This is a genomic window from Paenibacillus alba, assembly GCF_013204855.1.
GTDB lineage: Bacteria > Bacillota > Bacilli > Paenibacillales > NBRC-103111 > Paenibacillus_E > Paenibacillus_E alba.
In genome coordinates this window covers 201294-220048 of sequence record NZ_JABMKZ010000004.1, presented here as the reverse complement: position 1 = coordinate 220048, position 18755 = coordinate 201294, and the positions used below count along the sequence as shown (strand labels likewise).

Sequence of the window (18755 nt, the reverse complement as noted above, 5' to 3'; positions counted from 1 at the left end):
AAATAAAGGATGGTGATATTTTGTGATTACGGATTACCAAAGGCTTGCTGTCATGAATAAGAATCACTTATGGCATCCTTTTACTCAAATGAAAGACTACAATAACTCTGATCCGCTTATTATTGAACGCGGTGAAGGCATTAAACTGTATGACGTGCAAGGACGCGCTTATTACGATGGTTTCTCATCAGTCTGGCTCAACGTACATGGACACAACGTGCCGGAGCTGAATCAGGCGATTACGGAACAGTTAGGTCTTGTAGCTCATTCGACTCTTCTTGGAATGGCCAATATACCTGCAATTGAGCTTGCAGAGAAGCTGGTGGCAATCACTCCGGTCGGATTAAACAAAGTGTTTTACTCTGATTCAGGGGCAACCGGTGTCGAGATCGCGATCAAAATGGCGTTTCAATACTGGAAAAACAAGGGGGTAGCAGGTAAAACGAGTTTTATCACGATGAATCAAGCGTACCACGGAGATACAATTGGCGCGGTCAGTGTCGGTGCAATTCCTTTGTATCATGACGTTTTCCGTCCGATGTTGTTTCCTTCGCACGTCATTCCATATCCCTACGCATATCGCCATGAAGGCGGTGAGACGAAAGCACTGGAAGCCACGCTTGCTGCACTGCATAATTTGCTCGAAACGCGGGCGGATGAGATTGCGGCGCTCATTGTGGAGCCGATTGTCCAAGGGGCAAGTGGCATTATTGTCATGCCGCCTGGGTGTTTGCGCCAGATGGCAGCCATGTGCCGCAAGTATGGCGTGCTGCTCATTGCTGACGAAGTGGCAACTGGGTTTGGCCGGACGGGAGCTATGTTCGCTTGTGATTTAGAAGAGGTTTCACCAGATTTGATGGTGGTAGGGAAAGGGCTGACCGGCGGCTATTTGCCTGTGGCAGCTACGCTTGCGTCTGATGTGGTGTATGAAGCGTTTTATGCCGATTACGACGAGCAGAAAACTTTTTTCCATGGTCATTCCTACACAGGGAACCCGCTTGGCTGTGCCGTTGCTTTGGCCAGCTTGAAACTGTTTGAAGAGCGCAACATGCTAGAAGGAGTACGAGTAAAAGCAGCATTCGTCGAGCAAAAGCTTGCAGCGCTTAGACACCGTCCACATGTCGGTGAAATCCGGCAAAAGGGACTGATGATCGGAATCGAGCTCGTACGAGATAAGGTTTCCCGTGAGCCATACGATTGGGCAGAACAAATCGGCGTTCGTACGAGTCTGCGAGCCAGAGAACTTGGTATGCTGACGAGACCGCTCGGCAATGTGATTGTCTTCATCCCTCCGCTTGCCAGCAGTGAAGCTGAGCTGGAAGCCATGATAAATATTTTGGCAGAATCGATAATTAGCGTCACCGAAGGTGGCTCAGTTGCATGAACAAAGTGAAAGCTGAACCAATCCGAGGATTATTTGTGACAGGTACGGACACTGGTGTTGGGAAGACGGTTGTCACGGCAGCCATTACCGCTATGCTTCGCGCTGAAGGGCTGAATGCAGGCGTCTGGAAGCCGATTCAGACCGGTGCACCTCTTGGAAGCGGGCTCACCGATGCAGAGCGACTGCTGAAAAGCACAGGAATCAATGAACGGCCCGAGGCCATCGCGCCGTTTACATTTGAAGCTCCACTTACGCCGTTGCTTGCCGCCAAGCAAGCTGGAGTGACTCTTACGCTGGAGGAGCTAATCGCCTCTGGTGAACTGCTCACTACACGTTATGAGGCACTGCTCATTGAAGGAGCGGGCGGCGTTGCTGTACCACTGACTGATGACACGCTCATGGCGGACTTCATTTCGGAGCTTCGAATACCTGCACTACTTGTAGCCCGATCTAGTCTCGGGACAATTAACCACACACTTCTGACTGCTTCATTCCTTCGGCATCGCGGTATCCCCATAATTGGCGTCATACTGAATGATGGTGAATTAACGGAGCTGCATAAAGATCCAAGTGTTGCCACGAATGCCCAACTAATTGAACAATACAGCGGTCTTAAGGTTCTTGGTCGGTTTCCTCGGTTGCACACCGAAGCGACTTCCGAGACGTTGATACATACCGTACGAAAAACAATACAATTCGCGCCTATCAGAGAGGCATTAGCAGTTCAAGCAATGGGAGGATGATGGAGATGAAAACAAATGCAGTGAAATTGGAATGGCAATCGCTTGCCGAGAAAGCATTGCAAGGGGAATGCTTATCCTTAGAGGAAGGGCTCGCCGTGCTGGAAGCCGATAATGATGAGGTACTGCTGCTCATGCAGGCTGCGTTTAAGGTGAGAAAACATTTTTACGGTAAAAAAGTGAAGCTGAATATGATCATCAACGCCAAAAGCGGCCTATGCCCCGAGGACTGCGGCTACTGCTCGCAATCGATCGTTTCGACGGCTCCGGTTCCAAAATACACCCTGCTTGATAAAGACACATTGCTTGCAGGTGCACGTGAAGCTTTGGCACGCAAAGCCGGAACCTATTGCATTGTAGCGGCCGGGAAAGGACCGACAGACAAGGAACTTAATCAAGTGGTGGATGCGGTTAGAGAGATTCGTCAAACTATGCCGCTGAAAATTTGCGCATGTCTGGGCATTCTCAATGACGATCAAGCCAAACGTCTTGCTGAAGCTGGCGTACATCGATACAACCACAATTTGAACACCAGTAAAGCCAACTACCCAGCTATCACGACGACCCATACCTATGATCAACGTGTGGAAACCGTCGAGAAAGTAAAGACACATGGCATGTCCCCGTGCTCTGGTGTCATTATTGGCATGGGCGAGACCAATCAAGAAATTATTGAAATGGCCTATGCACTCCGTGAACTGGATAGCGATTCGATCCCGATTAATTTCCTGAATGCGATACCGGGAACACCTCTAGAACATGCCGGCCGCACGCCGTCCATGAAAGCTTTGAAAGTGCTAGCTCTGTTTCGTTTCATTTGCCCGTCAAAAGAAATTCGCGTCGCAGGTGGTCGTGAAGTCAACCTCCGGACACTGCAGCCTTTGTCACTGTTCGCCGCAAATTCACTTTTTGTTGGTGATTATTTAACGACAGCAGGCCAAGAGATATCTGCTGATTATCAAATGATTGAAGATTTGGGCTTTGAGATTGAAATAAATGCCCTTTAAGGCGGTGCACACCATGAATTGGATGGAAAAAGAACTTGAACGATTGGCTGATGCCTCGTTGGAGCGTACCTTGCGTGCAGACAGCCGGGTCTCCGGATTTCCTGGCTATACGGGGCGCGGAGAACGAAGATTACTCAACATGTCCTCCAATGACTACCTTGGACTTTCCCAACATCCTGCCATATTTGAAGTGATGCGCGAAGCGCTGCTCACGGAAGGTGCTGGCTCAGGCGCTTCGCGCCATGTGACAGGCAACCTGCTGCCTTATGGTCGTCTTGAAGAAGCGCTGGCCGATTGGCAAAACTGCGAATCTGCCCTAGTTTTTGCCAATGGATATATGGCTAATTCTGGTGTAATTAGTGCTCTAGTAAGCCGAGGCGATGTTGTTTTCAGCGATCAGTTGAACCATGCGAGCATTGTAGACGGCATCGTATTAAGCCGTGCGGAGCATGCCCGCTACCGTCATAATGATATGGAACATTTGCGTTCATTATTACATAAATACCGTGATAAACGCCGTAAGCTGATCGTTACAGATGCTGTTTTCTCCATGGATGGCGTTCAGGCGCCATTGCGAGAACTTGTTGCGCTCAAGCGCGAGTACGGAGCGATGCTGATGGTGGATGAGGCACATAGCGGGGGGATTTACGGGAGGCGAGGCGAGGGACTGTGCCATGAACTAGAGCTGAAAAATGATGTCGATATTCATATGGGAACATTCAGCAAATCGTTTGGTCTCTACGGCGCTTATATTTGTGGAAGCCGCACGCTCATTCGATGGTTGGTGAACAAGGCTAGACCGCTCATCTATTCAACTGCGCTGCCTCCATCGCTCATAACTGGTATAAGCAAGGCGTTAAGTTTGGTACAAGAGGAGCATTGGCGCCGAGAAAGGCTTCAGGCAGCAAGCCGATTATTTCGGTCCTCGCTTCGCGACGCCGGGTTTCATATCGGTACCGGCAGCTCTCCTATAGTGCCACTGATCGTAGGAGATAACGATAGAGCCCTTAGGTTCAGTAAAGCACTTGAAGTGGAAGGGATTGCAGCGGTTGCCATCCGTCCACCTACTGTGCCTGATTCTACAGCGCGAATTCGCTTCTCCTTGTCAACTGCACATACCGATAAGGAACTGACCGATGCTGCCCTGCTGATTCGCAATGTGGGGCTTCAATTAGGGGTGCTTCGTCCATGAATTCGATGATTCATCGAGAGTCAAGCAGCACGATCTTGTGGCTGAGCGGATGGAGCATGCCAGATGCGGTTTTCGATCGGCTTCGGTTGTTACTGCCGGAATATCAACATCTTTCCGTAGATTACAGGGAGGCCGAAACGCCAGAGAAAATGCTGCTCCAGACGGAAACAGCTGTGAATTATCTTAGGGCTAGGGCTTTACACGGTCCGCTGTTAATCGCAGGTTGGTCGCTTGGCGCCTTGCTGGCGCTGAGACTAGCGGCCAAAGGGTTTGCTGATGGTCTTGTATTGTTCGCAGCAACGGCTCGTTTTACTCGCTCCAAAGAAGAGATTGACCGTGGTTGGGGAGATGCCTACGTCAGGAAAATGATGGCAGGGGTCGTACAGGATCGACTGGCCGTTGAATCAAAGTTCCGACAACTTATGTTTACGAAGGCTGAATGGGCGGCCAAACGGGGAGAAAGCCTTCCCCTAATCGGCAGCTGGACAACCCCAGCGCTAATCGCGGGTCTTCAGATTTTGCGAAGTGAGGAAATCTTGTCTCAACTGCAGAACATCAATTATCCGGTTCTTCTTGTCCACGGAACGGAGGATCAGATTTGTCCTTACGGGGCTGGATTGGAGCTTATGGCCCAATTACCTAAAGCAAAGTTATTTCCCATACATGCCTGTGGGCATGTTCCGTTCTTGGGAAGAGAAGAGTATATAGCTGATGAACTGAGGAGATGGTGGCATGAACAGTAGGATAAGTGAGATTCAACGTCAATTTAACCGAAGTGCCAATTCATATGACGCTCACGCTCATGTTCAGCGTATAATGTCAGACCAGCTTGCAAGCTCATTCATTGGGATGAAGAAGAAAGATATCAGGGACAGACAGAGCATCCTTGAAATTGGCTGTGGTACGGGAACTTTGACTGAAATTCTACTAAAAGAATGGCCTAGTGCGAGTATTACTGCACTTGATATCGCACCCGCAATGATTACATTGGCTCAGCAACGTGTTCAATCATCTGCAGCAAAAATTACAGGCACCAACACAATGGATCGTTTACGCTTTCTTAATGCTGATGTTGAGGTGTGGGCGCCTAATGCTCCGAAGGCCTCGTTTGATCTCATCGTTTCCAACGCCTGCTTTCAATGGCTGAGCAATCCTAGGCAAACACTAGGTCAACTTCGGCGATTGCTTCGTGCTGGAGGCCTCCTAATATTCACGACATTTGGGCCTGACACATTTTGCGAGCTGCATAAGGCATTTGATGAAGTTTATCGAGCTGAAGGAATGGAGCCTCAGCGGCATGGACTAACGTTTCGTACGCCAGCCGAGTGGAATAGCTTGCTCGCTGAATCAGGATTTTCAAGTATCCAAAATGAACGGGCGATTCGAATAGAAAAGTACGCTTCAGCAAGAGACTTTCTTCTTTCCGTAAAAGGGATGGGAGCAAGCACTTCCGAAGCTGTTGCTAGAGAGGGTCTCAGCTCTCGACGCCTGTTCGCCAGCATGTATAAAGAATACGAGGCTAAGTTCAGCGTGCCGGGAGGCGTTGCTGCCAGCTATGATCTTCTTTTTATCCAAGTATCGGTAGATAGTTAGGCAGACAGGTCGCTCTCATGCGTACGTATTAATTATATCCGCAACTAGTAGCGCTTTCTTTACCAGGTTAAATTTAAATTTATTTACTGTGTTATCTCAGCAGTTAAGAAAGGCAGAGAATTCCAGATGAAATTCAAGGTAGTGAAAGGAATACGGGTATGAATACGTTTCCGATTTGATTTTCTCAACGTATTGTCGTCATTTTCATTTCATATCTCATTTTACATTATCTGCAAGAGAGCGTAGTATTCAATTCATCAACTAAATATTGTTCCATAATCGCTGAATTCTGATAAGGAACGGGGGAACCAAAGACGCAGCCATTACACAATATGGTGATCGTAAGGGGTGAATCCCACTTGCAATTGTTTGCAATGGGGGTAGGGCAATCTCGCTGCCCGAATCCGACAGCTAACCTCGTAAGCGTAGAATGAGAGAGGATGACCGCCATGATCAATCGAATCGAAAAATTGGAGCTTGATATTCCCGCTAAGAACAAGGATATTACCCTTTATGCGAAACACGTGATTAAGTCATTAGAAGATTTCGAAGATAATCACCGCAAACTGGTCGCCGCACAAGCTATAGCTGGTATTAGACCTATCGGAGAGCAAGAAGTTGCGTTCTACGAAACAGTAAGACAGATGAAAGAACAAATTGTCTCAACACTCGTGCAAACGATCGATGATCTGAGGCACAAGGGCGACAAACATCATGAGAAACACTTCCCGGACGGAGTCGAGTAATGTTGAACTTTATGCTTATGTAGTTAGTGAAATTGTGCAGCGATATTTGGCTCAAATGTTAGCTCTTGGAGCCCAGAATTATTTCAAAATATGCTTTATTCTGTTGGTGACTATCCATTAACACTGAGCAAATTTTCCCTTTTTGTAGGAATAGGTTATATAATTTGGGCTGAGGTTGACGAGTATATTAGAAAGCATAAACCCCAAAGCAATAAGTGATGCTTAACAGAGTTGCTACTTTCTACGAATGTTATCGAACAAACTGTAAAAGGGGTAGTCCCAAAGCGATCTGTAGCTTTGAGCGACGCCATAAGCAGGCGCTAAAATGCGCGCCAAGGCTCGCACGCGTTGGGAAAGCGAATGCCAGCGACCATATTGGCAAGGTAATGGCTCACCTACTCAGAAAAACCTGCGAAAATGCAGGCATTTTCGATCAAATCGTCTGAAAACAGAGAAAGCCTGCGATTATGCAGGCTTTTTAGAATTTTCCATCCTGGAATCGCAAAAAGGCCTCTAAAGGATGCATAATTGCATGTTTTTTACCATTTTGCCAGTTCCCAAGACCAAAAGGATGCATAATCGCAGGAATTATGCGAGATATACGGACCAAAGGCAAAACTGTCAGCTTGGGCATCACTCAAGCAACAAAAGCCATCCTACCATGAAGGTGTTAGAAGAAAGAGAGGCTATCTCTAAAGTCTGAAAAGACCTAAGAGATAGCCTTGTTTTGTTTTATAAATTTCCATGGATCAATTTTTGACGAGAATGGATTAAAAGAAAAAACCTCTTCAAAATCACCTCGCTCGCATCGTAAATACAGCAGTGAATCGCCATGATGATGCTATCATTGGCTCCGTTTACGCTGGCGGTCGAGACAGCTATCAACTAACAAAGGCAATCGAGCCGTGGTTTTCAAAATTCACAGCTTACCCCAAATAAGCCCAGAGGAAGGAGGATTTCCCGTGTCCAGCAGCACTTCGAGACAGACTCTTTTAATTATGGAAAATACAATTACAGTCTCTCGCTATATTGACAATTATCCAATTATACCCTTCACAGAACAGACACAGAGGCTTAAGATTTAATGATATTATCATTGATAATCATTATCACCAAGTGTATGATAATGATTATCAATTGCAAAGAGGTGTTCACATGTCATTCGTAAAAGTAAAAGATCGTGGAGAGGTTTTAACTTTACAGTTCTCCGAACTTCGTAATTATCATGGAAAATTAGCTTTGATGGCGATCGGCGTAGGGTTTCGTGCGGTTCAGGCGGCATTAGCCGAATTATATGGAGAAGAAGCTCCAGAACGAAGCACGTTATCTGTCATTTCCGGTCATGCAGGCCCTGGTTTTCGTGATGCATTCGAATATACAACGCGGGCAGTGTCACGAGGAGCTTACACGGTGGATGTTCATTATCCTGTAGCCCAATATGATCCGCACCGTCCTCAATCTTATGCCTATGTTATTTCGGATTCACAAGGGGCGTCGGTGGAGGTTGCTTTGAAAGCAGATTTCTTGCCTGCTGTATTTTATGATTATTTGAAAAAAGGCCGAGAAGGAACGATGACGGAAGAAGATACAGCGGCAAATGAACAACTCAAAGCGTCTTTGTGCGAGAAGGCATTGTTGCTTCCGCAATCTGAGCTCTTGGAGGTTAAAAGACTTTCATGAGCAGGATTGCCGCAGCTGACTTCCTATTGTTGGATTCAGGCGCTATCTTCAGTGAGCAAACCGTTCGTGATGGCCAAAGTGATCCGAATATAAAGGTGCTTGATCAATATGACTTGGCTTCGTATGATTTGCTTGAAGCAGGGCATAAGTTTCTATTTTTGGATGAGTTTATCGACCAGGAGTTAATGCTCGATCAGAAAGATCGCATTAAGGCATTTTTGGATCAAGGCAATCTCTTATTTTTTGGCGGACAATTGTTTCGTCATTGGATTCCGGGTGCATCACTATTTGTGCCAAAAATGATTCATAGTTATCTCGATTATCAAGTTACCGTGCTTGATCATCCGATTTTTGATGGCGTGCTGTCCGATGATATTACATACAACAAAGGGGTAGCCGGTTTCTTCAGTCGTGGACATCACCCGCTTCCCGAAGGTGCCGAAGTGCTGCTGAGATTGGCAGGAGAAGAGCCAATTACCTATATCGACCGACAAAGCAGTCAAGGTACGATTGTTGTGCATGCTGGGCGCAATCTACTGAATTATCGACATTCATCAAATAGTGCAGGACGGATCGGAGCGCAGTTTCATAGATTTCTTTATGAAGAATATCAATCGCTGCAGCGTAGGAGGGCACAAGCATGAGAAAGATAGCGGTTCTTTATTCAGGTAGCTCCCATCAGCACCGTTCCTTTACTGAACCAAAATACAAACCGTATATTGCTGAATTGCTTTATTTGCCAAAGCTTGCACAAACGGATTTGAATCAGTTTGATGTGCTAATCGTCCCTTCGCAAATACACCAAGAGCAGGTTACACGTCATCTGGAGCAAATTCATGCTTTTCTGAACAGTGGGAAAACGGTCGTAGCTTTAGGCGCTCAGCATCACAGTTGGTTTCCGAATCATCGCTGGGAGTCTCGTCCCACTAATTTTTGGTGGTGGCTTGAACCTGGCGCCCAAAGCGGGTTAGTACTGACAATGCCCGAACATGATTTATTCCGGTATATAACGCTTGAAGACGCAACATGGCATTATCATGGCGTATTTTTTCCTGAGCAAGAAGTTGAATCGCTCATTGAAATTGAGAACGACGGTTCGATTCTGTATGTAGACAAGAAAAGCACGCAGGGTACACTGATTTTAACGACGCTTGATCCTGAATATCATTATGGTTCTTATTTTATGCCGGCAACTGAACGATTCTTGGACGGGTTTCTGCCATGGCTGGCAAATGGGCGGATATAGCGTACAAATTCATCTAATATTGAGAATGATTATCATAAGGGGGAGACAAGAAGAAATGTTTAAAAAGACGTATAAGCCATTTGCTTTATTAACGTTAAGTTTTACTTTACTGCTTGCAGGATGTAGTGGGGGAAATAACGCAAACAGCACGAATGAGTCCCAGCCTAAAAGCACACAAACTGCGGCTCCTTTGGCAACAACGGTGCCAACCGTAGATATGTTGAAAATTGCTGGCAGCAATAACGGTTATCCATCTCCATTTGCTTTTAGCTCGTCGGGTCCTTTTGGGTACTTGAGAAATTCGTTTATTTTTGACACGTTGACTTGGAAAGACGATAAAGGTGTCATTCCGTGGCTTGCAAAATCCTGGGAAACAAGCAAAGACGGACTGACGTATACGTTTAAGCTCGAAGAGAATGTAAAGTGGCATGACGGTCAGGCCTTTACGGCAGACGATGTTGTATTCAGCTACAATTATTACAAAACGTATCCATATAATTGGAATGGGGACATCAGTCAAATTAAAAGCGTTGAAAAAGTGAACGATTTGACCGTAGCTTTTCATCTGAATAATACCTATGCGCCATTCCTTAGTGATTTGGTGGGGATTGTACCGATCATTCCTAAGCATATATGGGAAAAAGTCACCAAACCTGTGGAATTCCGTGATGCTGCTGCTTTAATCGGAACAGGTCCTTATAAGCTGAAGAAGTATGACTCGGCGTCTGGACAATATTTATATGAAGCTAACGACAACTTCTTTAAAGGCCAAGTGCTGGTCAAAGAAATTGCCTTTGTATCGGCGGCGAATAAACTGCTTGCTTTGCAAAACGGCGAAATCGATCAAGCGTATACGACAAGTTATGCGGACGTACAATCGGCTGAAAAAGCAGGCCTTAAAACGATTAAAAGCGATCCAACAGGTAGCGTTGTACGTATTTCCTTCAATATGGATCACCCGAAACTAGGGGATAAACGGTTGCGTCAAGCCATTGCGTACGCTTTGAATCGTGAAGAAATTTCAGCTAAAGTAACAGGTGGCACACCGATGGTCGGCAATGCCGGAGTGGTACCTACGGATTCGCCTTGGTACAACAAAAACGTGAAGCAATACGCTTATGATCCTGCTCAAGCTGAAAAAATATTGGATGAGCTTGGATATAAGAAAAATGCAAATGGCGTTCGCGAAGATTTAAAATTAAACTTGATGACATCCTCAGCCATGCCGGATGCAACCATGATGAAGGAAATGCTCAAAAAGGTGGGCATCGAATTAAATCTGGTCCAGCTCGATTCCGCTGCTTTCACGGTTGCTTTAGGTGAGAATAAATATGATATTGCCTTGACCGGTCACATTGGAGCAAGCGGCGATCCCGATTATTTGCGATTGTGGTTCTCCGGGAAAGCGGCAAATACGTTTTCCTCACGAGGCAAAAGCTTGAAGTTGGACGAGTTCCATAAGCTTGCTGACAAACAAATGCAAGAAGTTAATGATGTGAAACGTCATGAAATCGTAAACCAGATGCAAGATATTCTTGCTGAAGAGCTGCCTACTCTTGTGCTGTATCACCGCCCATTTTATGAAATTCATAAAGCAGCAACGTTTGATCGCTGGAAGAACACTTACGGTGGGATAGCGGATGGCATGCCGCTATGGGAAAACAAGGTGTTCCTTGTCAATGTTAAAAAATAATAAATACGTATCTTACCTGCTCGTTTTGGTATTCGTATTGCTGCTCAACTTCTGGCTTCCTCGGCTTTTGCCGGGGGGGCCCGTTGAATATATAACGGGCGGCGGCGAAGAGGGCGTTGTATTTTTGACCGAAGCACAAAAGGCGGCAATGCTGGAATACTATCACTTGGATCAAACTGTGGGCGTACAATTTATAGAATATTTAAAAGGAATTTTCACCTTTGATTTCGGGTTGTCGATCAATTATAAAGCACCTGTCTACACGATAATTATTGAACGTTTGCCGTGGACGATATGTATTGTAGGAATTTCAAGCATTTTATCCATTATCATAGGTTTGCTTGCAGGGCTATACTCGGCGTGGAGATATCCGGGTAAAACAGATCGAAGCTTGTTTCTGTCCATGCTTAGCTTGAGTACGATTCCTGAGTTTCTAATCGGGATGATCCTTTTAATTTCCATGTCAGTAAAGCTGAAATGGCTTCCGCTGAGCGGTGCTCAAACCGCGTTTTTACGCTCTGATTTATGGATCGATCATGCGATGGACATCGCTCGCCATGCCGTACTTCCTGCTCTAACGCTTACAATAGGAAGTCTTGCAGGGATCTATTTGCTTATGCGTAATGAAGCAATCCGTGTACGCAACGAACCGTATATTGAATTTGCCTCGGCAAAAGGAATGGGTTCACGAGGAATCGTCTTCCAGCATATTGCCCGCAACGCTGCTTTGCCGCTTGTCACGATGATTATTATTCGCATGGGCGCGCTGATGGCCGGTTCCATTCTTGTAGAAACGGTGTTTGCTTATCCAGGTGTTGGCAAGCTGCTGCAAGAGGCGATTCTTGCTCGGGATTATCCGTTATTGCACGGTCTATTTCTTATGATGACCTTGTTTGTGCTTCTTCTTAATTGGATTGCCGATATCATTTACCCTTATCTAGATCCACGGATTCGGACCGCAGTGAAAAGAGGTGAGCTGGGATGAAGCTAACTTGGTCTCAGCGTGTTGGTATTTTGTTATTCGGGATGTATATTTTGGTTGCCATATTTGGGCCTATGGTCAGCGTGACATCACCATATACGATAGATGGAGAGCGCTTAATGCCCCCTTCCAAACTATATTGGCTAGGTACGAACGCCATTGGACAGGACATTTACAGTCAGCTTGTATATGGCGCCAGAACGAATCTTTATATAGGGATTATGGTAGCTTTCATCAGCACGATTTTAAGTGCGAGCTTGGGTTTGCTAGCGGGTTACTCCAAAAGATTGGATCCGCTGTTAAATGGGTTCGCCAATATGCTGTTAGTTCTTCCTTCCTTGCTGCTCATATTAATTGTTGCTTCATTTACAGGAGGCAGCACGTGGCAGCTGATTTTAACGCTGGGCTTGCTAACCTGGCCTGGTTATATGAAGCTGATTCGAGCATCAGTGCTTTCGCTGAAGGAAAGAGAGTTTGTCAGAGCAGCCCAACTGTATAATGGGAAAACAGGGTATATCTTGTTTCGCCATCTGTTGCCCTTTAATTGGCCGCTTGTGCGGACCAAGTTTATTCTTTCTTTTCGTACGGCAGTTGCCATGGAAGCAAGCTTGTCATTCCTTGGCGTTGGTAATCCAAGTACCGTCTCATGGGGGAAAATGCTTCAGGATGCGTTCTCGCGAACACAAACATTTATGTCTGATGCTTGGCAGTGGATGATCGTTCCTCCTGCCGTTGCGATACTCTTTGTCACCATTGCACTGGCGCTGATTGGAGAGAGCAAGATCACAGGAAATCTTTATGCAGCTAAGCTGAATCGCAGAGAGAGCCGTGCTGTACAGTTGAAAGACAAGGAGCAGCTAGTTGACACTGCCGATGAACAAACACCTGCTATTGTCGTACGAGATTTAAAGGTCATGTATGGTGATAAAAATATTGTTTATCCCATTTCATTTGAGGTGAAGCAGGGAAGCATAACATCCCTAGTTGGTGAATCAGGATCAGGCAAAACGACAATGGCACGCACCATCTATGGTCTTGTTCCGCATGAATCGGTGGAAGGCACCGTGATGATTGGCGGTCAACCTATTTATAGGAATGGAGAGCGGTATACGATGCAGCGATGGATTGATGCCGCCTATATTTTTCAGGATCCAAGGAACAGCTTTAATCCCATTATGACGATCGGCAAGCAATTTTATGAAACGATGAAGCTGCAAACAATCAAGGAAGCGAAACATGCGGCTGCAATTGCCGCACTGGCAGAGGTACAGCTTAAAGCCGAAGTCATGTCTTTATATCCTCATCAACTAAGCGGTGGAATGCTAAGCAGAGCGTTAATAGCACTCGCACTTGTGAATAAACCAAAGGTGCTGATTGCAGATGAACCTACTGGGGCATTAGATCCAATTGTGAAAAGAGAAGTATTCGATCTGTTAGTCAGAAAAGTGAAAGAGCATCGTATGACGCTTCTCTTAATCACCCACGATATTCCTGCAGCGCTGCATATTTCTGATAGCATTATCGTACTTCAGGATGGCACGCAAGTGGAGGGTGAATCGAAGCAGCTTTATTTAAGAAAAGGCAAGCAGCTTTACCATCATTTTGTACAGTGAGAAGCTAAGCTGGGAGTGAACGCGTTGTTACGTGTAGAAAAAGTGTCCAAGCATTATGCAAATAGCGAAAAAGGGCAAATAACTAAAGCTGTAGACGACGTATCTCTAACGTTGCGGCCAAATGAAATATTTGCGCTAATCGGTGAGAGCGGTTCAGGCAAATCAACATTAGCCGAGTTGATTGCAGGCTTGCAGCAGCCAACAAGCGGCTCAATTACGTGGGCAGAACACATTCAAGCACCAAAAACGGATAGGCCAGCTTCATTCATTCAGCTTGTTTTCCAGAATCCTGACCGTTCAATGAATCCCTATTGGCGAGTGAAAGACATTATTTCAGAGCCGCTTCGCTTAAGTAAATATCCTAAGAAAAAAGCGTATGCTAAAGCGAAAGAGCTGCTTGAAAAAGTGATGCTTTCCGCCGATTTCATGGATCGTTATCCTGCGGAATGCTCCGGTGGACAAAAGCAGAGGATTGCGGTAGCGAGAGCGTTATCCATGTCGCCGTTGTTGCTGGTTGCCGATGAAATTACTTCGGCCCTCGATCCGACCATAGAGAATGAGATGCTCCAGCTCCTATTATCTTTAAAACGCTCTGAGGGAATGTCCATTCTGTATATCACACATCGACTGGATACGATTTCAGGATTTGCTGATCATGTTGCCGTGATGAAAAATGGAGTGATCCAAGAGACGGGCGACACGAAAACAATTCTTTCTGACCCGAAATCGGATTATACGAAAGCCTTGTTACAATCAGTCTATTTTACATAGCTCAATTTGAAGCAACAGGGACCCGTTTGTCATCGTGCAAATGGGTTTTTGTTTTGTAGATTAGGAGACAGAAATACACGGATCTGGACGAAATCAGATAATAATGTCATGATTGATGCAGAAGAATCATAAGAACAATTGGTTCCATAATGGGACATAAGGAGGTCATAGTAATGACAATAACGAGAATGAACTGGGAGACAGGAACATGGATGAACTCACCTCTTTCTGCTAGGATCGAAGGGAATTTCCTTAAGGTTTCGCCTGAAATAGGAAAAGACTTCTGGAAAAAGACATTATATGGTTTTGAGCACGAGGACGGGCCCGCTTTACTAACAGAGTGGAATACCAACACAGCGGTAGAGGTATCGTTTCAACTCGGATCCTTTAAGGAGCTCTATGATCAGGCAGGCATTCTGCTGTACCATGGTCCCGGGCAATGGATTAAAACAGGGATTGAAATCAATGACGGCATTCCACAACTTTCCGTAGTCGTAACTGATGGCTATTCCGACTGGTCACTTGCGCCTGTACCGGATTGGGTAGGCGAAGAGGTCACACTACGCGCTTCCGTTATGAAGGATGCTGTGATTATTAGGGCACGGACAGAACACCACGGATGGCGCACGGTTCGGGTAGCACGTTTCCCTTATGACAGCGGGAATCAGGCAGGTCCTTATACTTGTTCGCCAACCCGCGCTGGATTCGAGGTTACCTTCACACGCTGGAGCTTCACAGAACCAGACCAAGATCTTCATGTCGATCCTCCCATAGAAAAGTGAAGGACGAATGATGATGATGAAGCATCTGAAAATTAAGCATAAACTTTTTATCTTTATTCTGGCAGGTGTACTTGCCTCAAGCGGGCTAGCCTGGCTGTTTGTGCAGCAGTCGCATAAGCTGTATGAGCAAATTATTTATCGGGAAGCTTCCGACAAATTTTATTTGTATTCCGAGCGGATGGAGGAGAAATTGAGGGAAATCGACAAACTGTCGCTGACCATTTTCTCCGATCCGGAAGTTCAAGCAGATCTGAAGACGATGAAGACGTCACCGTCGTCTTACGAGGTCTTTGATGCCGCCAACAAGCTGAAGCGAAAGCTGCTGACTTACCATCAATCGGATTTCTCCGTCTCGTCGATCACAATTCTCGATTCAAGCGGCAACCTTCTTAGTGCTGGGGTTAACGCTGCCAGCATTAACGAAGGCAACAAGGAGCGTTATCGCCGCATAGCCAATGAACGGGGCGGGGCGAGTGTTTGGGTCGGCGGGGAAGAGCGGGAGGAAACGTTTTACAGCGTGAGAGACATTCGCGAAATTGCCGAGTTGAGTTTGGAGCGGCTCGGCACACTGATGATCGGTGTTGAAGCACCCAAGGTGGTGTACGCCTCAAGCAAGAAACATGGGGATTACGATTCCGAGTTGATGATTGCATCCGGAGATCGTCTATTGTTCACGAGTAATCGCGACTTGCCTCTGCCAGTTGTACACAAAGGTGACTCCAATGTCGTTACACTAAATGGAAAAAGCTATCTGGCGGCGCAGTTTACACTTGCGTATACCGGGTGGACATTTGTTCATTTTATTTCCTATGATTCTGTCTTCAGTCACGTGAACACGATGAAAAACGTACTGCTTGGCTTATATGTGCTGCTGGCTGTTGCCTTGTTCTGGGTTGGCATGCGCTTTTCGCTCAGTATGACGCGACCGCTAGAGGCGCTAACGCAGCGCATTTCTTTGGTAGAGAAAGGAAATTTTGAAATCGGTGAACCTCTATACCCAGTATACAGGGATGAATTTAATATATTGAATCGTAACTTTGATAAAATGACGGCAAGGCTTGACGCACTCATTAAAGAGAACTATGTGAAACAAATTCAACTCAAGGAAGCGGAGTATGAAGCACTGAAGGCTAAGGTGAATCCACATTTTCTATACAATACACTCGATTCGATCCACTGGATGGCGAAGGGCTACGGCCACAGTGATCTGGCTCGTATGGTCAAGGCGCTTGGCGATATGCTGCGCAGTACAATCAGGCAGAAGGAATTCGTGACCTTGCGCGAGGAACTGGCACAACTCCAGAATTATATTACGATTCAGCAGTTTCGCTTCGAAGAACGGCTGATTTATGCTGCGGACATACCGGAAGAGCTTCTTAACCTTCATCTGCCATGGTTGATTTTGCAGCCAGTGGTGGAGAATTGTATGAAATATGGCGTAGATGCGCAAACGGGGCAATGTGAGATATCCTTGAAAGCGGAGGCAATAGCTGACCGTTTGGTAATCCTTGTACAGGACAAAGGACCAGGGATTCCTGCAACTCTGGAGCAAGTTGAATCGTCAGTTGATCCACTATCGGGCAGCACAGGAATAGGCTTATCCAATATCCATGATCGGATTCAATTGTGGTTTGGTGATGTTTACGGAATCCGGATTGAGCAAGGAACTCAGCAAGGAGCTATCATCCGTATCGAGGTGCCGCTCTTGCTGAATCCTCCGGGAACGAAAGCTAAGGAAAGAAGGAGAAACAGCCATGCACATCTATAATATTTTACTGGTCGACGACGAGAGAATCATTCGTGAGGCTATTGCCAGGACAGTTGATTGGGAGGGGCTTGGACTAGCGCTGATTGGCACAGCGGCAGATGGGCTTCAAGCATGGGAACAAATCGAAGCGCTGCGCCCTGACATTATTCTAACCGATATCAAAATGCCGCGAATGAGCGGTCTGGAACTAATTCGCCGGACGAAAGAACAATGGCCTGAAACGCGTTTCGCGGTGTTGTCCGGTTACGACGAATTCGATCTCGCTGTTGGGGCCATGAATCACGGCGTCAAGCATTACTTGCTCAAACCCTGCGATGAGCAGGAGATTGAAGGGGCGCTGCGCGAGATTATCCGCGAGCTCGACGAGCTGCGCCGCCGCAACGATTTGCTCGCAGCAGCTCGTCAGGCCAGCGACGCCTGGCTAACGGAGCGCGAACCGCTGCTTGCGCTGCTGCTGGAGGAGCCCTTGGCGCCGAATAAGGCAGAGCTTCTGCGGCCGGCGAAGCAGCTCGAGTCGAAGCTGCGGCTTATCTTCGTGCAGTGGGAGAGCGCCACGGCTTGCCAGGAACTGCGCGTCCGCGAGGTCGCCGCCGCACAGAGTGGGGCGGGCCGACCGCTCGGACAAAGCGCCGTAGCCGGGAACCGGCTGCTTGCTTCCGTCGCGGACGCGGGTCTTGCGCCGGCAGTGGCCGCCGCAGAGCGGCTGCGCGATGAGCTGCTGAGCCGCTGCCCGGGCCTGCGGCTCACGCTGGCGGTCAGCGATGCAGGACCCCCGGATGCGCTCGCGCGCTTATACAAGGACGCGCTCGCATATGCCGCGCGCGCCTTTTATCTAGGCGCGGGCCGCATCGCGACAAGCGAGCTGGCGGAGCCTGCGCTCGCGGCTGCCGCTGCGCCCGAGGCGGCTCGCGGCGAGTTGATTGCCGCGGCCATCCGCACGGGTGACATCGAGGGAGCGCGGTACGAATTAGCCGCGTTCTTCAGGGCGCTAGCCGCCGCGCGCTGCGATCGGCACACCTCGCTAAGCCTGATCTTGCAGTTGATGACGGCGATGCTCAAGGAAACGCCTCCGGAGGAACTGCTGCGCAAGACAGCCCAGCTGCTTAGTCTGCCGACGCTCGGTGACATCGAGTCGTATATCGCTGCCGAGTTGGAAAGCGCGGGACAGCGATTCGAGGCATCCGCCATGCATAAAGGTACAGCGGTGGTCCTGCGCATGAAACGGTTGATCGCTTATTATTTGACACATGAAGAACTATCGCTGCAATGGCTCGGCCAGCACCATCTGTACATGAACGCGGAATATTTAGGGCGCTTGTTTCGCAAAGAGACGAATGAAAAGTTTTCTCTGTATTTGACGCGCTTGCGCATCGAACGAGCGAAGGAATTAATTGCTATAGAGACCGAAAGCAAAATGTATGAGATCGCTGAACGCTCCGGTTTTGGCGGGGATCAGCAATATTTCGGCAATGTGTTCAAGAAGTATACTGGCTATTCGCCACTCGAATACAGGAAAAGCCTATCCGGACAACAGCGCTGAGGGGGCTCTCTCGGATTT

General features: G+C 47.2%; 17 protein-coding genes and 1 riboswitch. All 17 genes read left to right on the top strand.

The window, feature by feature from the left end:
• Positions 1–52 precede the first annotated feature (52 nt).
• The 17 genes from bioA (at position 53) to HQN90_RS07885 (ending at position 18737) form a co-directional block, all read left to right on the top strand.
• Positions 53–1384, top strand: coding sequence for an adenosylmethionine--8-amino-7-oxononanoate transaminase (bioA, locus tag HQN90_RS07965; RefSeq protein WP_216855257.1), 1332 nt, complete (start codon positions 53–55; stop codon positions 1382–1384).
• Positions 1381–2127, top strand: coding sequence for a dethiobiotin synthase (bioD, locus tag HQN90_RS07960; protein ID WP_173217244.1), 747 nt, complete (start codon positions 1381–1383; stop codon positions 2125–2127). The genes bioA and bioD overlap by 4 nt, the downstream gene beginning before the upstream one ends.
• Before the next feature lie 5 nt (positions 2128–2132).
• The gene (gene bioB / locus HQN90_RS07955) at positions 2133–3131 is read left to right on the top strand and encodes a biotin synthase BioB (RefSeq protein ID WP_173217243.1); all 999 of its coding nucleotides are present in this window, start codon (positions 2133–2135) and stop codon (positions 3129–3131) included.
• Between the two features lie 13 nt (positions 3132–3144).
• Positions 3145–4323, top strand: coding sequence for an 8-amino-7-oxononanoate synthase (bioF, locus tag HQN90_RS07950; protein WP_173217242.1), 1179 nt, complete (start codon positions 3145–3147; stop codon positions 4321–4323).
• Positions 4320–5066, top strand: coding sequence for an alpha/beta fold hydrolase (locus HQN90_RS07945; protein ID WP_246362143.1), 747 nt, complete (start codon positions 4320–4322; stop codon positions 5064–5066). The genes bioF and HQN90_RS07945 overlap by 4 nt, the downstream gene beginning before the upstream one ends.
• On the top strand, positions 5056–5916 hold the full coding sequence (gene bioC, locus HQN90_RS07940; protein WP_173217241.1) for a malonyl-ACP O-methyltransferase BioC: 861 nt from the start codon (positions 5056–5058) through the stop codon (positions 5914–5916). The genes HQN90_RS07945 and bioC overlap by 11 nt, the downstream gene beginning before the upstream one ends.
• Before the next feature lie 270 nt (positions 5917–6186).
• A riboswitch (cyclic di-AMP (ydaO/yuaA leader) is annotated at positions 6187–6358 on the top strand.
• A gap of 7 nt (positions 6359–6365) precedes the next feature.
• The gene (locus tag HQN90_RS07935) at positions 6366–6662 is read left to right on the top strand and encodes a hypothetical protein (RefSeq protein ID WP_173217240.1); all 297 of its coding nucleotides are present in this window, start codon (positions 6366–6368) and stop codon (positions 6660–6662) included.
• 1155 nt (positions 6663–7817) lie between these two features.
• Positions 7818–8342: a hypothetical protein gene (locus HQN90_RS07930; protein ID WP_173217239.1), complete on the top strand. Its 525-nt coding sequence runs from the start codon at positions 7818–7820 to the stop codon at positions 8340–8342.
• Complete coding sequence (locus HQN90_RS07925; RefSeq protein ID WP_173217238.1) at positions 8339–8986, top strand: phosphate starvation-inducible protein PhoH; 648 nt, start codon at positions 8339–8341, stop codon at positions 8984–8986. The genes HQN90_RS07930 and HQN90_RS07925 overlap by 4 nt, the downstream gene beginning before the upstream one ends.
• Positions 8983–9588, top strand: a complete 606-nt coding sequence (locus HQN90_RS07920) for a hypothetical protein (RefSeq protein ID WP_173217237.1) — start codon at positions 8983–8985, stop codon at positions 9586–9588. The genes HQN90_RS07925 and HQN90_RS07920 overlap by 4 nt, the downstream gene beginning before the upstream one ends.
• Before the next feature lie 55 nt (positions 9589–9643).
• Positions 9644–11281 (top strand): ABC transporter substrate-binding protein, encoded by a 1638-nt coding sequence (locus HQN90_RS07915; RefSeq protein ID WP_173217236.1) that lies wholly within the window; start codon positions 9644–9646, stop codon positions 11279–11281.
• Entirely contained in the window at positions 11268–12266 is a 999-nt protein-coding gene (locus HQN90_RS07910) for an ABC transporter permease (protein WP_173217235.1), read from the top strand. Before HQN90_RS07915 ends, HQN90_RS07910 begins: the two co-directional genes overlap by 14 nt.
• Entirely contained in the window at positions 12263–13876 is a 1614-nt protein-coding gene (locus tag HQN90_RS07905; protein ID WP_173217234.1) for an ATP-binding cassette domain-containing protein, read from the top strand. The genes HQN90_RS07910 and HQN90_RS07905 overlap by 4 nt, the downstream gene beginning before the upstream one ends.
• A gap of 24 nt (positions 13877–13900) precedes the next feature.
• Positions 13901–14647, top strand: coding sequence for an ABC transporter ATP-binding protein (locus tag HQN90_RS07900; protein ID WP_173217233.1), 747 nt, complete (start codon positions 13901–13903; stop codon positions 14645–14647).
• 173 nt (positions 14648–14820) lie between these two features.
• Positions 14821–15429, top strand: a complete 609-nt coding sequence (locus HQN90_RS07895) for a DUF1349 domain-containing protein (protein ID WP_173217232.1) — start codon at positions 14821–14823, stop codon at positions 15427–15429.
• 7 nt (positions 15430–15436) lie between these two features.
• Entirely contained in the window at positions 15437–17197 is a 1761-nt protein-coding gene (locus HQN90_RS07890) for a sensor histidine kinase (protein ID WP_173217231.1), read from the top strand.
• Entirely contained in the window at positions 17184–18737 is a 1554-nt protein-coding gene (locus HQN90_RS07885; RefSeq protein WP_173217230.1) for a response regulator, read from the top strand. The genes HQN90_RS07890 and HQN90_RS07885 overlap by 14 nt, the downstream gene beginning before the upstream one ends.
• Positions 18738–18755: the final 18 nt, after the last annotated feature.